This window comes from Streptomyces sp. CNB091 (assembly GCF_000377965.1).
This window is the reverse complement of the sequence record NZ_KB899011.1, coordinates 44,669-59,975: the sequence shown is the minus strand read 5'-3', so window position 1 is coordinate 59,975 and position 15,307 is coordinate 44,669. Positions and strand designations below refer to the sequence as shown.

The following is a 15,307-nucleotide window of genomic DNA, read 5'->3' as shown; positions in this document are numbered from 1 at the left end:
ACTGAGGGCTGTCGGGACAGTCCTCAGCAGCCGGGGCGCCGTCGTGCGGTCTTCTTGGCTGCTCTTCGCGCCCGGTCGGGCCGGTCGGCCATGACCACCGGTGGCGTTGTCGGCGCTGCACCCAGGACCTCGGACGCAAAGGCCGACCATGCTTGTGCGTCAGCACCGTTGAGGTCGTCCGTCCACATGAGCGAACCGTTCCGTCCGCCACCCTGTATGTGTGGAAGGACGTCGTTCTCTGCGTACCAGGTCTTCTTGAGTTCCCACTTCCGGGCGTAGTCGGGCAGGTCGAGCATTCCCGCGTGTTCCCAGTAGACCGTGCGTCCATCCATGGTCGTGATCGTGAAATCGGGCCGGACGATCCGCCCGTCGATCCCGGTGAAAGGCCCCTCGTACTGCCAGTGGCCGGGGACGAGCCGGTCCAGGATGCCGGCGATGATGACCTCGTTCTTCGACGCCATCGGGATGCCGCTCGCCGACACGTGAATGAGCTTGCGGTCGAAGCGACGCGTTGTTCCCCGGATATCGAGTGCTACCGGATGCGGCGCGTCGAACAGATCGGTCAGCCGCCGGGCCGTCTCCGAGCGCCAGGGCTGTGCAAGCTCGCGCAGATCGGAGAGCGTGCCCTCGTGCAGAATGACGATCTTGTCCTTCTGCCTGGTGAGGGCGGTGTACATGAGTTCCCGGGAGACGTTCGCCCGGGCAGGGAGGATGAGGAAAGTCGTACCGAATTCGGATCCCTGCGACTTGTGGACCGTAACCGCCCATGCCAGTTCCAGCGGCGCGTCATCGGCCTGCGTCGGCCGGTACGCGTACTGGAACCCCTCCTGCGAGGAGAACTCGACGCTGAGGCGCAGCTGAGACTTGGGCGTCTTCGCCCTCGGTACGGTGAGCCCGATCGCAACGCCGATCTCGCCGTTGGCCACGTAGTTCAGCGCGTTCTGCTTGGGCCATGCGTTCATGCGCCTGTTGGTCGTCTGCATAACCTTGTCGCCGCGCACGATCAGCTCGGGCCCGATGGGCTTCGGGATGTTGGCTCGACGGACTTGCTGTGCCCACCTGGTGTCGCCCGACCGGTAGGTGCGCTTGATGTGGCGGTTCAGTTCGACCGTGCCGAACGCCCGGGAGCGAGTCGGGGAGAGGATCTGCCAGTTCTCGGCCTGCACGCCCGCTCCCAACTGCCAATTGAGGTAGTCGCCCTGGATGACGCCGCCGTAGGTGAGCGCGAAGGCCCGCGCCGGGTCCGGGGCACCGTCGAGGTCCAAGTTGCGCCCCAACTCGTCCGTCAGTGCCTCTACGGCGGACCTGTCGCCCCAGGGCACGTAGCGCACGCTGGGCAGGTCGGGGTTGTCGGTCAAGTCCGCCCAGATGGCTTCGTCACCCGCCCCCCGAGTGTTGTCGCCGAACCAGGCCGCCAGTTCGAGGTCGTGCCGGGTGCCGTGGCTTCCGTCGGCGAGTTGGCGGCGGGGCACCTGGAGCTCGACGTATCCCGGTGCGACCCGTACCCAGTCGGGGAAGCTCTCGGGCCGCAGCTTGTTGACGAGATCGACGAAGGGCCGGCCGGCACCGATCGGAGGCAGTTGCCGCGGGTCGCCGACGAGAATGATCCGTTTGACCCCGGCAAAGGAGTCGAGGGTGGCCGCGAGCATCTCCTCGGTGAGCATCGAAGCTTCGTCGATGACCACCAACGCATAGGTGTGCCGCGGTCGCTCGTCTCCCCGCACCAGGTACCGGCCGGTCTCTCCGTCGTACCTGTGGGTGGCGCTCAGGTACGACGCCAGGGTTCTGGCGGGTAGCTTCACCTTCGTTTCCAGCTGAACCTTCGCCTTGCCGGTGGGGGCCAGGAGCAGGACATTGCCCGCGGCCGCTCCGACGTATTCGACCAGTGCTCGCAGCAGCGTGGTCTTGCCGGTCCCCGCTGATCCGATGAGCACCGAGAGGGGTGCGTCGTGAAGGGCCGAGAGGCCGGTGGCCTTCTCGGTGCGCGCGCGCTCCTCCAGCTCGTCGAGCTCGCCCGTGACGTTCTGGTTGCGGTCGAGGGCACTGTCCAGCATCTGTCTGGCGTCGGGTACCGGACCCAGGCTCTGCCGTTGCTCCTGAGCCGTGATCCAGTCCCGGACAACGGACGAGGTTTCGTCGAACCTGGTGAGCTTGTACGCGGGAGTGCCGTCGGCGAGAGACACGCTGGCCAGGGGCGACCAGTCCTCCCACTCGTGGATGCCGTCCTGGTCCAGCCCCTGAGCCTCCAGGATCATCCTGGTCAGCACGGGCGGTTGGGCGAGTGGCACGTCGAGCGCCAGCGCGATGGCCTCACCTGCCGGTACGACGGTGTCGCCCTGCCGCCCCCGTCCTTCGAGAACGTCGGTCAGCAATGCCTCGATCCGACGCCGGTCGTGGGGGCCCTCCAACGCGACGTCATCGGGAACCGGAGACTTCCACGTGACATGGGGCGGGGGGAAGAGGGCGCGGTCAACGGTGGTGAACGGTACGTGGTCCGCGGAGCCGTATGTACACGTCGAAGCGAAGTACGGGTTCTGGAGCAGTTCCTCGGCCGACATCTCGATGTCGGTGTTGCCCTCGATCAGCATCTGTACCTGGGCCGGAGAGATGTCGAACCCGGACAGCAGACGCAGCACAGCCTGATGCTGCGGCGGCACCTTCCGCCAGATTCTTGCCTGGAGGGCGCCGAGATGTGCTTTGATCCCACCCGGCGCGCGGGACGGGTCGGCGAAGACGGTGTGGAGGAGATCCCATGGGTCAGTCGTGTCACCCGCTTCTGCCATCACCGCTCGCGCCGCCGCATACGGCTGTTGGACGCCCATCACCCTGAGGAAACCCGGCAGCCCGGGAACAGGGCCGCGCAGCTGCCAAAGACGCTCGATCTGGGCCTGTAGCCATGTGAGGCCTGCGTCGGGCAGGGGTACGCCCAGCTGCCGCATGCCCTCGGCGGCCGACTGCAGAGAAGTGAGCGCTTCGATGGCGGCATCGTCGGAAAGGTGCTCGGTGACGTACGAGAACTCGACGACACGGCCCTCGGGCGCCCACGCCAGCGCCTTGTCGATGTCGATGCCCTCGTCCATCAGGGAGACGATCCGCTGGTACGGCAGGAGGAAGCCGTCGGTCATATCGGTCCGGAGCGAGTGCTCGACAACCGTCTCCCACATGGATGACCTGAAAGGCGGGTCTCCTGATTGGTTCCACATCGGCGGCGGAGTGACGCGGCTGATGCGCGCGGCGCCCACCAGCAGCCGGTCGGTGCGCTGCTCCTGGAACGGCGAGTGTTTCAGGTAGGCGAAGACCAACGAGTCACCCGGAGCGACGGCTTCGAAGAAGGTTTCCATGACGGCGCGTTGGTTGTCTCCGTCCATCACCCATGGAGGGGCGGAGCTCAGCGCGGTGTCAACGGCGTCCTCGGCGACATGGTTGAACGAGGGCACCCGATCATGGCCGACCTCGTGCGCGAGGGTTTCGCGGTTCATCCAGCGGAAGGGAACCGCCTCGAAGGCGTAGCCGGGAAGCGTGACGCGGGTGTCGTGGAGCTTTCCCTTCAGGGCACGGCTATCTTGGTACGGATGCTGCTTGAGGACCGTGTAGCCGAGTGGAGACATGAACGTCGCGCGTTCGCTCAGGCAGGGGAGCCGGTTCTGATCGAGGATGTCGATCCCGGCGCTGGCGTGGGCGACCTCGAACGAGTCGTCTCGCTTCTTGCCGATCGCGGTGAGCAAGGTGCATGACGAGTTCCCCAACGGGTCATCACAGATGAACTGGTCCCATGGGCGGTCCCGCCACGGAACCCTCATCGACAGGTGTTGAATGCCAGTCATGGCAGGAGGTCTATCACCTGTTACCGACACAGTCCGGTCTTCAGGCCTATTGGTGCCTTCGCCCGCGCTCGGTTGCGCAGACATCGACCGTGACCAGGCCGCCCCTCCATGGGCGAGGCACCTGGCGGGGCGTCCGACGCGGGTTGCCACCTCGCATTCTCGACCAGGACGGTGGCGGCGACCCTCCTGGGCGTGATGGCGATCGCCTCGTCGGCTTTCTGAAGGCGAGACGGTTCGAGTTCTCTTGTCGCGTTATTCATGGTTCTCTCCGGATCGGTCCGTTGAGCCCCACGAAGACGACGACGTCTGCGGCGTCGATCTCTCTACAGTTCTCGGCCAGTTCTGTAGAAAAGAGCCCCATCTCCGCTTCTTGTCGCGGCAGTTCCGGCTGGGCCAGAGTTCGGGGCGCGGCGACAGGAACATGTCATCGCCGCCGGGCAGTGTCCATGGAACACATCGTGCTTCCCCAGGCGCGGTGTGGCCACCCCCCCCCATTGTCTGGACGCTCGCCTGCGTAGCGGAAGGAATCGCGTGAAGCACAGCCGGAAGAAGAACGCGCGCAGATACATCGTCGCCGCCTCGATCGGCGCTCTCCTGTCGGCCGGAGTCGCCACAGGGGCCTACGCCGGCGCGCCGACGGAGTCCTCGGCTCCCTCGGCTCCGGCGTACCAGCCGGAGATGGTGAAGGCGCTCGCCACCACCCTGGGTGTCAGCGAGAAGGCCGCCGTGCGGCGGCTGGACCACGAGGCCGACCAGCAGGACCGGTTCGCGGAGCTGCGGAAGGACCGGGTCGACACGCTCGGGGCCTTCTTCGCCGAGGACGGTTCGCTGATCGTCAACGCCGCCGACGCCGAAGCGGCGAAGGACGTCCGGGCCGCGGGGCTCAAGGCCCGCGTCCCCGAGCGCGGCGAGAGCGAGCTCGACCGGATCAAGGCACAGCTCGACGCCAAGGCGCTCAGGAGCGCCCCGGCCGGGGTGTCCGCGTGGTCCGTCGACCTCGCTTCGGACACCGTGACCGTCGAGGTCAACGGCGACTCCGACGCCGCGACCCGCAGCTTCCTCAAGGCGGCGAAGAGCAACGGCGACGCCGTACGCGTCGTGAAGGGCCAGGAGAAGCTGGAGACCCAGGCCGTCGTTCCGCCCGGCAGCCGGATGACCTTCAACGGCTACCTGTGCTCCGTCGGTTACGGCGCCAAGGACCGCAGTGGCAGGCAGGTGCTCGTGACCGCCGGGCACTGCATCGAGGACCTGCCGGCCCTGGCCTACAACGGCACACGGTTCGCCAAGGGCACCCACACCCGGTTCGCGCTGGGCACCCGCAGCGTGGACATGGGCATCGCGACCGTCGACGCCGGCCACTCGATCGGCCTCGACGTCACCACGTACGGCCGGGCCGGCACCGTCCCGGTCAAGGGCAGCAAGCGGGCCCCCTCGGGTGCGGCGCTCTGCAAGTCCGGGCAGACCACCCAGTGGACCTGCGGACGGGTCGGCTCGTACAGCGTCAGCGTCACCTACACCGACCAGAACGGCGGTCCGGACACCGTCGTGACCGGCCTGGCGAGCTCCAGCGTCTGCACCCAGGGAGGGGACAGCGGAGGCGCGTACATCTCCGGTGACCAGGCCCAGGGCATGACGTCCGGCGGTCCCAGCAACCAGCGCTGCAACGGTCAGGTCAACTCGCCCGGCTCCTCCTACTTCCAGCCGCTCGACGACGCCCTCGCATACTACGGGCTGACCCTCAACACCAAGTAGCAGCACCACAGATCAGACCGGCCAAGGCCACCCCCCAGACGCGGGAGGCCGTCCACTCATCCTGGGCGGCCTCCCGTTCCACTCGTTCCCGTCCCGTAGTCCCACGCCACCCCTTGGACGCCGGGCTTGCACCGGGAGGTGAGGACATGGACGTCGTGCGATTCGCTCAGCGGGATGCGCCTGCGTGCGCGGGGCGGGGCGCCGACCTTCTCCCGGACGTAGCGGTGGCAGTCCGACGGCAGGGCGCCGGGGTGGAAGAAGACCTGCTGGAGGTATTCGTGCAGGTTCGTCCGCGACCAGCGCTCGTAGTGGGTGGCAGGCGTCTCGGACGGGCTCACCTCGACCGCGTAACTCACCACCGTGGTATCCAGTTTGGCCAGCTCCCGGCCGAAGTGGATCTCCAGCACCAGGGATTTGAGCCCCTTCAGATACGTGGCCTCGGCGAGGCGTCCGCAGCTGACCCTGATGTCGACCGGCTCGGCCGCCTCGTCGTCGAAGCTGAGCACGAAGATCGCGCGGTCGGCCCCCGCCCGGCTGGCCCGCAGCACGTTCGTGGTGGAGATCGCGCTCAGCGTGCCGCTCTCTCCCATCCTCACGATGTCGTGGACCATCAGGGAGCTGGTCTCCTGGTTGAAGTGGCGGAAGCGGGCGCCGAGCGCCTTCTCCACCACCGAGTCCTCCCCGAGGATCTGGAGCGCCGCCCCCTCCGCGCCGGGCGGGGTGATCCGGCCGCGCGGGCGGCGCGGTCCGAGCAGCGAGCGCAGGGCTCCGGCGGGCAGTTCCAGGATCTCCTCCAGCACCTCCACCGCGCGCAGGGACCGGGCCCGTTCGGGCTGGCTTCGGCCGCGCTGCCAGCTGCTGAGGGTGGCCTGGCTGATGGTGATGCCGCGCACCCTGAGCCGTTCGCTCACCCGCTCCAGGGACAGCCCGCGGCGGTTCAGTGCCTCCCGCAGCGCCCCGGGGAAGGTGTCGGCGCCGGTCGCCGCCGCGTGCAGGGCCGAGGTGGTGATGGCCTCGCCCGTCCGCGCCGCGGTGGCGTGCGCCTCGGTGGCGTGCGCTTCGGAGACCTGTGCTTCAGTGGCCTGTGCTTCGGTGGCGTGCGCCTCGGCTACCTGTGCTTCGGTGGCCTGCGTCTCGATGACCTGTGCTTCGGTCACCCGTGCTTCGGTGGTGTCCGGACCGGTGGAGTCGCTTGCTCCGCCGGCCGTGGCCTCCGGCAGCGTGACGTCGGTGTCCGTATCGCTCGACATGTTCCTCCCGTTCCCGGCACTCTCTCGGCGGGACGGCCTACGGGCCCCCGCATACTGGTTGACCACCGGGCGGCGGACGGATAACAAAACCCTCAGGGGTGACCTGTCCCACATCCCGGTGGCGAACCGAACGAAGGGCGTGAACGGCGTGGACGGCACCGCTCTGGACAGCACCGCTCTGGTCATCGCGGCGAGGAACGGTGACCGGGTTGCCGGGGAACGGCTGGCCGCCCAGTACCTCCCGCTGGTCTACAACGTCGTCGGGCGCGCCCTCAACGGCCATCCGGACGTGGACGACGTGGTGCAGGAGACCATGCTCCGGGCGCTGTCCGGGCTGCCCTCGCTGCGTGATCCGGCCCGCTTCCGCTCCTGGCTCGTCGCCATCGCCATGAACCAGGTCCGCACCCGCTGGTCCGGCCTCGGCCACCGCCCGGCCCCGCTGGAGGCGACCGATGAGCCGGCCGACCCCGCCGCCGACTTCGTCGACCTGACGATCCTGCGCCTCGAACTCTCCGGCCAGCGGCGCGAGACGGCCGAGGCCACCCGCTGGCTGGACGGATCCGAGCGCGATGTGCTGTCCCTGTGGTGGCTGGAGACGACCGGCGACCTCACCCGGTCCGAACTCGCCGAGGCGCTCGGGCTTTCCCCGCAGCACGCCGCCGTACGCGTCCAGCGGGTGAAGAACCAGCTCGACGTCGGCCGCGCGGTCGTCCGGGCCCTGGCGTCCGACCCCCGCTGCCCGGCCCTGGAGGACCTGCTGGGCGACTGGGACGGTACGCCGACGCCGCTGTGGCGCAAGCGGATCGCCCGCCATGTACGCGGCTGCGCCTCCTGCTCCGACGGCAGTGCGGGGCTGGTTCCGCCGGAGGGCCTGCTCTCCGGGCTCGCCCTGGTGGTGCCGCTCTACGACAGCGGGCAGCAGGCGGCGGTGGCCTTCGCCTCATCGGCGGCCCCGGCCGCCGCGTCCGCGTCCGCCCCGGCCCCGGCCGCCGCGTCCGCCCCGGCCGCTTCCGCCCCCGCCACCTCCGCACCGCTCGCCTCCGCCCCCTCCGCCTCCGGCGCGTTCTCGGCAGGGAAGGCGGCGGGGCTCATAGCCGGCGCGGCCGCCGCGGCCGCCCTCGCCGTGCTGATCTGGCCCTCCGCCCCCGCCCCGCCCGCATCACGGGGCGGGGGTGTCACGTACAGCCCGTCGCCCTCGCCCCCGCCGCCCGCGGCCGCCCCCGCCGAGCCGCTTCCGGCGCCCTCCACGGCCTCGCCCTCGCCGACGCCCTCGCCGACGCCGAGCCGTACCGCCGCCTCCCGGGCGCGCCCCGTCGCCCCGTCGCCCGCCGCCCCGCCCGAGCCCGCCGAGCCGCGCCCCCGCCCGGAAGCGGGCGTGGTCACCCGGGTCAACACCCTGCGCGCCGCGAACGGCTGCCCGGAGCTGGAGACCGACCCCCGGCTGACCGCGGTGGCCCAGCGGCACTCCGAGGACATGGCCGCGCACGACTACTTCGACCACACGGACTCCTCGGGCCGGGGCGCGGGCGACCGGGTCGACGCCACGGGCTACGACTGGTCGGCCGTCGGGGAGACCATCGCGACCGGCATGAGCGATCCGGCGGCGGTCGTCGAGGAGTGGCGCGACAGCCCGGGCCGCGACGGCGACATCTTCAACTGCGATTTCGTCCATGTGGGCGTGGGCATCGCCGACTCCCCGCGCGGCCCCTACTGGACCCAGGTGCTGGCCACCCCGCGCTGAGCGGCCCCGGCCGATTGTCAGTGGCGGGTGCCAGACTCGGTCGGCATGGACAACAGCGTGCTTCTCAGGGATGTCGAACCAGCGGACCTGGAGTTCTTCCTCGCGAACGAGCACGACCCGGAGGCGGTCCGGAGATCGCGTTTCCCGCCGCGCGAGCGGGAGGCGTTCATGGCGCACTGGACGTCGAAGGTGCTGGGGGACCCCGCCAACCTCGTGCGGACCGTCGTCGTGGACGGCGAAACGGCCGGGAGCATCGTGGCCTGGTGGGACGGTGAGCGGCGCTACATCGGCTATTGGTTCGGCCGCCCGTACTGGGGTCGGGGCGTCGGCACCCGGGCGTTGACCGCGTTCCTGGAGCGGGAGACGGTACGCCCGTTGTACGCGGACCCCGCCGCCGGGAACACCGGCTCGATACGGCTGCTGGAGAAGTGCGGGTTCACGGCGACCGGCACGGTGCGGTACGGGGAGGACGAGCACGTGGTCCTGGTGCTCGGCGGGGGTGCCTGAGCGACCGCCGCGCCGGGCGGGCCGGCTCCCCGGCGGACCGGTCGGCTTCCCGGCGCCCGGGCAGCCGGGTCAGGCTCCGGGCCGCTGGAGCGGCTTCGCCATGCAGATGCTGCTCTCGTACTCCCGGTAGTGGCCGAACCTCTCGCAGACCGTGTAGCCGCTCGACGCGTACAGCGCGATGGCCTCGGGCTGCTGGTCGCCGGTCTCCAGGACCATCCGGATCCGGCCGGCGGCGCGCGCGTCCTCCTCCAGGGCGGCCAGCATCCGCCGGGCCAGGCCCCTGCCGCGCCCCTCGGGTATCACGAACATCCGCTTGATCTCGGCGTCGCCGTCCCAGTAGCCCTCGTCGTTGCGGTCCTGGGTCCGCCAGCCGCCGGTCGCCACAGGGCGGCCCAGCTCGTCGTAGGCGAGCAGGTACAGGCCGCGCGGCGGGAGGAACATCGAGGGGTCGAGCGGTGTGAGATCGCCCCCATCGCCGTAGCGCTCGTCGTATTCGAGCTGCACCTGGTCGTTGAGTTTGACGGCGTCGGGGTGGTCGAAAGGCCGAGTCTGAATAATCATGCTGAATATCGTATATCTATGCGTAGGGGTGGAGTGGGTACTGTTCCGGGATGCTCACAGTGACCTCCGTGAATGTTAATGGGCTCCGCGCCGCCGCCAAGAAGGGCTTCGTCGAGTGGCTGGCGGGGACCGACGCCGATGTGGTCTGCCTCCAGGAAGTGCGGGCCGAGCTCGCCCAGCTGCCCGAAGGGGTGGGCGCCCCCGAAGGGTGGCACACCGTCCACGCGCCCGCCGCCGCCAAGGGCCGCGCCGGCGTCTCGCTCTACTCGCGGCAGGCCCCCGAGCGGGTCCAGATCGGTTTCGGCGGGTTCGGGGCCCCCGGGGCGGAGGAGTTCGACGCGAGCGGCCGGTACGTGGAGATCGACCTCCCGGGTGTCACCGTCGCGAGCCTGTATCTGCCCTCCGGCGAGGTCGGCACCGAGCGTCAGGACGAGAAGGAGCGCTTCATGGCCGCCTTCCTGCCCTACCTCCAAGGGCTGAAGACGCGGGCCGCGGCGGCCGGCCGCGAGGTCGTGGTCTGCGGCGACTGGAACATCGCCCACCAGGAGGCGGACCTGAAGAACTGGAAGGCCAACCGCAAGAGCTCCGGCTTCCTTCCCGAGGAGCGCGCGTGGCTGACCCGGGTCCTGGACGAGGCGGCTTACGTGGACGTCGTGCGGGCGCTGCACCCGGAGGTCGAGGGGCCCTACAGCTGGTGGTCGTACCGGGGGCGGGCCTTCGACAACGACAGCGGCTGGCGCATCGACTACCAGATGGCGACCCCGGGGCTGGCCGGGCGCGCGGTGAAGGCCTGGGTGGAGCGGGCGGCCACGCACGGCGAGCGCTGGAGCGACCACGCGCCGGTGACGGTCGTCTACGAGCGGTAGCGTCGGGACGCCTGCGGGCGTTACGCCTTCGGGGGCTGCGTGCCGTCCTCGCGGCGCAGCCTCCGGTCGAGGGCCATCGACAGCTCGGCGTCCACCACCGCGCGGGCCAGTGGCCGGAGTTGGGCCGGTTCGGTCTCCTTGGTGTGGGCATGCAGTACGCGTACGAAGATCTCGGCGAGCGCGTCCGCGTGCTCGCGGACGCGGCGGCCCGAGGAGAGCACCGTGGACAGCGGCACCCCTTCCCGTACGAGCTCGGCCGACACCTCCAGGAGGCGGCGGCTGATGTGCACGATCTCGTCCCCGTCCGTGGCGAGATAGCCCAGGTCCAGTGCGGTGGCGAGGTTCTCGGGCGTGACCTCGCCCTCGAAGTAGTCCGCGAGCTGCTCCGGGGTGAGGCGGACCGGGGTCTCCTCGGTCGGTTCGCCCAGGCCCAGCACCTCGGCGACATCGCGGCCGCTCTCGAAGGTGGCCGCCAGGTCGGCGATGCCGTTGAGGGTGTGGCCGCGCTCCAGCAGGCCCGTGATGGTCCGCAGCCGGGCCAGGTGGTGGTCGTCGTACCAGGCGATGCGGCCCTCGCGGCGAGGCGGCGGAATCAGCCCGCGCTCCCGGTAGAAGCGCAGGGTCCGCACGGTGATTCCGGCCTTTTCGGCCAGCTCCTCCATGCGGTATTCGCGGTGCTCGCGTCTTTCGGCCACAGAGGCACCCTATGTTGTACCGCCGGTAACTTTCCTCGGTCCGCCCCCTACCCATCAGTACGGGTCCTGCTCTACCCTCCGAACAATGCCAGTGATTGCTGGCAGAGTCGTGTGGCGTACCGCGGGAGGCGGCAGCATGGCCCAGCAGGAACACGTACGTGTGGCGGTGATCGGAACCGGATTCGGGGGCCTGGGGGCCGCCGTGCGGCTGCGCCGCGAAGGCATCACCGATTTCGTCGTCCTGGAGCGGGCCGACTCGGTGGGCGGCGCCTGGCGCGACAACAGCTATCCCGGCTGCGCCTGCGACGTACCGTCCCACCTCTATTCCTTCTCGTTCGCCCCCAACCCCGACTGGCCGCGCACCTTCTCCGGGCAGGAGCACATCCGCGCCTACCTGGAGCGGGTCGCCGACACCTTCGGGCTCCGCCCGCACATCAGGCTGAACCACGAGGTGAAGCTGATGACCTGGGACAGGGAGAACCTGTACTGGGTGATCGAGTCCGCCGACGGGACCGTGCTCCACGCGGACGTCGTCGTCTCCGCCACCGGGCCGCTCTCCGACCCCAAGACGCCCGACATACCCGGGCTGGACTCCTTCCCCGGCAAGGTCTTCCACTCCGCGCGCTGGGACCACGACTACGACCTGGCCGGCAAGCGCGTCGCGATGGTCGGTACAGGCGCGTCCGCGATCCAGATCGTCCCGGCGATCCAGCCGAGGACCGCGAAGCTCACGCTCTTCCAGCGCACCCCGCCCTGGGTCATGCCGCGCATGGACCGCACGATCAGCAAGGCCGAACGGGCACTGCACCGGGCCGTCCCCGTCACCGGCACGGCGCGCCGCGGACTGCTGTGGGGCATCAGGGAGTTGCAGGTCAGCGCCTTCACCAAGCACCCCGACCAGCTGGGCCTGGTGGAGAAGATAGCCAAGTCCAACATGGCGCGGGCGATCAAGGACCCGGCCCTGCGGGCCAAGCTGACCCCCGACTACCGCATCGGCTGCAAGCGGATCCTGCTCTCCAGCACCTACTATCCGGCCCTCGCCCAGCCCAATGTGGACGTCGTCGCCTCCGGGCTCAGCGAGGTACGCGGCTCCACGGTGGTCGCCGCCGACGGGAGCGAGGCGGAGGTCGACGCGATCGTCTTCGGCACCGGCTTCCATGTGACCGACATGCCGATCGCGGAGCGGGTCGTCGGCGAGGAGGGCATCACGCTCGCCGAGTCCTGGAAGGACGGGATGAACTCGCTGCGCGGCGCGACCGCCGCCGGGTTCCCCAACTGGATGACGATCATCGGACCCAACACCGGGCTCGGCAACTCCTCCATGATCCTGATGATCGAGTCCCAGCTGAACTACATGGCCGACTACCTGCGGCAGTTGAACGTGCTGGGCGGACGCGCCGCGCTCGTGGCCCGCCCCGCCGCCGTCACCGCGTGGAACGACCGGGTCCAGCAGCGGATGAAGCGCACCGTCTGGAACACCGGCGGCTGCACCAGCTGGTACCTGGACGAGGCGGGCCGCAACACCACCGTCTGGCCCGGCACCACGGGTGAGTTCCGGCGGCAGACGCGTTCGGTGGACCTCGCGGAGTACGACGTCGTCCGGGTCGGCGCGGCGGGCGGGACGGGGCGGGCCGCCGGGAGCGGACGCGTACCGGAGCAGCCGGGACGCACCGACCGCGAGACCGTGACCGCCGCCTCCGCTATGGCTTCCGACACGGCTTGCGACGTCGGCTCCGATGCTGGCTCCGGCTCCGGCTCTGGCTCCGGCTCCGGTGCCGGTGCCGTCGTCGAGGAGGCCGCGCGATGAGCCGCCTCCTGCACCGCGACACCGTACCGCCGGTCCCCGCGGCCGAGCTGACCGTCCGCTCCGCCGACGGGACCCGGATCCACGTCGAACTGCACGGCCCCGAGGACGCCCCGGCGGTGGTCCTGGCCCACGGCTGGACCTGCAACACCCGTTTCTGGGACGCCCAGATACGCGACCTGGCCGCCGACCACCGGGTCATCGCCTACGACCAGCGCGGCCACGGGCTCACCCCCGAACCCGGCCCTGGCGGCTACAGCACGGACGCGCTGGCCGACGATCTCGAAGCGGTCCTCGCCGCGACGCTCGCCCCGGGCCGCAGGGCGGTGCTCGCCGGGCACTCCATGGGCGGGATGACGGTGATGGCCGCCGCCGCGCGCCCCGGACTCCGTGAGCACGCCGCCGCCGTGCTGCTCTGTTCCACCGGCAGTACGCGGCTGGCCGCCGAGGCCCGCGTCCTGCCGCTGCGCGCGGGTGCGCTGCGGACCCGGCTCACCACCGCCGTACTGGGCGCGAAAGCACCGCTCGGGCCGGTCAACCCGGTCTCCAGGAAGGTCCTCAAGTACGCCACGATGGGGGCCGGTTCGGCTCCGGACCGGGTCGACGCCTGCGCCCGCATCGTGCACGCTTGCCCACGCCGCGCGCGCGTGGGGTGGGGCCGGGTGCTCGCCGAGCTGGACCTCGCGGCGGGCATGCGCGAGCTGCGGGTGCCGACCGCGGTGATCGCCGGCACGGACGACCGGCTGACCCCGCCGGTCCACGCCCGGTCCCTCGCGGCCGCGCTGCCGGTCGGGCTCGGGCTGACCGAGCTGGCGGGCATGGGGCACATGACGCCGGTGGAGGCCCCGGAGGCCGTCACGGCGAAGATCAGGGAGCTGGTCACCCGGTACGTCGCCACGGGGGCGGCCGCCGAGCGGAAAGCCGCCACGGCGGAGAGGGAGGACGTCGCATGAGCGGCAAGCGGAGCCTTGAGGGCCAGGTCGTCGTCGTCACGGGTGCGGCCCGGGGGGTGGGTGAGCTGCTGGCCCGCAAGCTGTCGGCACGCGGGGCGACGCTGGCGCTCGTCGGCCTGGAGCGGGACGCGCTGAAGAAGGTCTCCGAGCGGCTGCACGGCGAGAGCGACCACTGGTTCGTCGATGTCACCGACCACGAGGCGATGGCCCAGGTGGCGCGCGAGGTGAAGGAGCGCTTCGGCAAGGTCGACGTCGTCGTCGCCAACGCGGGCGTGGCCTCGGGCGGCCCGTTCGCCGACTCGGACCCGGACGCCTGGCGGCGGGTCATCGAGGTGAACCTCATCGGCGGCGCGGTCACCGGGCGGGCCTTCCTGCCGGTGCTGACGGAGAGCCGCGGCTACTTCCTCCAGATAGCGTCGCTGGCCGCGATCACCCCGGCCCCGATGATGACCGCGTACTGCGCGTCCAAGTCGGGCGTCGAGGCCTTCGCGCACAGCCTGCGCGCCGAGGTCGGATACAAGGGCGTCAAGGTCGGCGTGGGCTACCTCTCCTGGACCAACACCGACATGGTGCGCGGGGCGGACCAGGACGACGTGATGCGCGAGCTGCGCCGGCGGCTGCCGTGGCCGATGAACCGTACGTACCCGCTCGGCCCGGCCGTCGACCGGATCGTGGACGGGATCGCGCGGCGCTCCCCGCATGTGTACGCCCAGTGGTGGCTGCGCGGGATGCAGCCGGTCCGCGGTTACCTGCCGTCCGTCATCGCGATCGGCGGGCAGCGCGAGATGCGGCGGTTCGAGCCGCGGCTGCACACGGTGTCGAAGGGGCTGGTGGGGGCCGGGGGAGCGGCGGACCAGGACGCGCGTGCGGAGCGTGCTGACCGTACGTAGCGGTACGAAATGCGAGGGATGTCGGGCCGTGCAACGCTGGGCGAGGCCCCGCAGGGGGCCGTCCCCCACGTACCCCACGCATCCCACAGGAGTGAACAGCATGGGTATTTCGGACCAGTTCAAGGACAAGGCGCAGGAGCTCGCCGACCAGGCCAAGCAGAAGGCGGGTCAGGGCAAGGACGAGGCCAAGGACCGGGCCTCCCAGGGCCGTGACCAGGAGTCGGACTCCTCCTCGGGCATGAAGGACCGTGCCGAGGACGCGAAGGACCAGGCGCGCGAGCGTTTTGACCGTTGACGGTCATTGAGGTGTGACGCGTGCGTGCGCGTCGCTCCAGGAGGCGCATCCGGGTGACCGGGTGCGCCTCCTTCTTTGTCCTCAAGCGCCGGACGGGCTGGAAAGGATGCCCTCAATCGCCGGGCGGGCTGGAATTGGTGGCCGAGGTGGTCATCTTTGAGCCCCTCCG

12 protein-coding genes are annotated in these 15,307 nt (G+C 70.4%); 8 read left to right on the top strand and 4 right to left on the bottom strand.

Annotated features, from left to right (window positions below; genetic code table 11):
• Positions 1-23: 23 nt before the first annotated feature.
• Positions 24-3,824 (bottom strand): ATP-dependent DNA helicase, encoded by a 3,801-nt coding sequence (locus tag D581_RS0131405; RefSeq protein WP_026291080.1) that lies wholly within the window; start codon positions 3,822-3,824, stop codon positions 24-26.
• 531 nt (positions 3,825-4,355) lie between these two features.
• On the opposite strand from D581_RS0131405, the gene D581_RS0131400 reads away from it, so the two are divergent.
• Positions 4,356-5,576: a S1 family peptidase gene (locus tag D581_RS0131400; protein ID WP_018961086.1), complete on the top strand. Its 1,221-nt coding sequence runs from the start codon at positions 4,356-4,358 to the stop codon at positions 5,574-5,576.
• A gap of 56 nt (positions 5,577-5,632) precedes the next feature.
• Here D581_RS0131400 and D581_RS0131395 read toward each other — a convergent pair whose 3' ends face one another.
• The gene (locus D581_RS0131395; protein WP_018961085.1) at positions 5,633-6,826 is read right to left on the bottom strand and encodes a helix-turn-helix domain-containing protein; all 1,194 of its coding nucleotides are present in this window, start codon (positions 6,824-6,826) and stop codon (positions 5,633-5,635) included.
• A gap of 118 nt (positions 6,827-6,944) precedes the next feature.
• Here D581_RS0131395 and D581_RS0131390 point away from each other — a divergent pair, with 118 nt between their 5' ends.
• Both D581_RS0131390 and D581_RS0131385 read left to right on the top strand, forming a co-directional pair.
• Positions 6,945-8,567, top strand: a complete 1,623-nt coding sequence (locus tag D581_RS0131390) for a sigma-70 family RNA polymerase sigma factor (RefSeq protein WP_106434486.1) — start codon at positions 6,945-6,947, stop codon at positions 8,565-8,567.
• A gap of 45 nt (positions 8,568-8,612) precedes the next feature.
• The gene (locus tag D581_RS0131385) at positions 8,613-9,074 is read left to right on the top strand and encodes a GNAT family N-acetyltransferase (protein ID WP_018961083.1); all 462 of its coding nucleotides are present in this window, start codon (positions 8,613-8,615) and stop codon (positions 9,072-9,074) included.
• A gap of 69 nt (positions 9,075-9,143) precedes the next feature.
• Here the strand turns inward: D581_RS0131385 and D581_RS0131380 are convergent, their stop codons facing one another.
• Positions 9,144-9,635: a GNAT family N-acetyltransferase gene (locus tag D581_RS0131380; RefSeq protein ID WP_018961082.1), complete on the bottom strand. Its 492-nt coding sequence runs from the start codon at positions 9,633-9,635 to the stop codon at positions 9,144-9,146.
• Positions 9,636-9,685: 50 nt separating this feature from the next.
• On the opposite strand from D581_RS0131380, the gene D581_RS0131375 reads away from it, so the two are divergent.
• Positions 9,686-10,501, top strand: coding sequence for an exodeoxyribonuclease III (locus tag D581_RS0131375; RefSeq protein ID WP_018961081.1), 816 nt, complete (start codon positions 9,686-9,688; stop codon positions 10,499-10,501).
• A gap of 20 nt (positions 10,502-10,521) precedes the next feature.
• Here D581_RS0131375 and D581_RS0131370 read toward each other — a convergent pair whose 3' ends face one another.
• Positions 10,522-11,163, bottom strand: a complete 642-nt coding sequence (locus D581_RS0131370; RefSeq protein ID WP_018961080.1) for a MerR family transcriptional regulator — start codon at positions 11,161-11,163, stop codon at positions 10,522-10,524.
• 169 nt (positions 11,164-11,332) lie between these two features.
• Here D581_RS0131370 and D581_RS0131365 point away from each other — a divergent pair, with 169 nt between their 5' ends.
• The 4 genes from D581_RS0131365 (at position 11,333) to D581_RS0131350 (ending at position 15,138) form a co-directional block, all read left to right on the top strand.
• Positions 11,333-13,003, top strand: a complete 1,671-nt coding sequence (locus D581_RS0131365; RefSeq protein WP_018961079.1) for a flavin-containing monooxygenase — start codon at positions 11,333-11,335, stop codon at positions 13,001-13,003.
• Positions 13,000-13,953: an alpha/beta fold hydrolase gene (locus tag D581_RS0131360; protein ID WP_018961078.1), complete on the top strand. Its 954-nt coding sequence runs from the start codon at positions 13,000-13,002 to the stop codon at positions 13,951-13,953. Before D581_RS0131365 ends, D581_RS0131360 begins: the two co-directional genes overlap by 4 nt.
• Positions 13,950-14,843, top strand: coding sequence for an SDR family oxidoreductase (locus D581_RS0131355; protein WP_018961077.1), 894 nt, complete (start codon positions 13,950-13,952; stop codon positions 14,841-14,843). Before D581_RS0131360 ends, D581_RS0131355 begins: the two co-directional genes overlap by 4 nt.
• A gap of 100 nt (positions 14,844-14,943) precedes the next feature.
• Positions 14,944-15,138: a hypothetical protein gene (locus tag D581_RS0131350; protein ID WP_018961076.1), complete on the top strand. Its 195-nt coding sequence runs from the start codon at positions 14,944-14,946 to the stop codon at positions 15,136-15,138.
• Positions 15,139-15,307 lie beyond the last annotated feature (169 nt).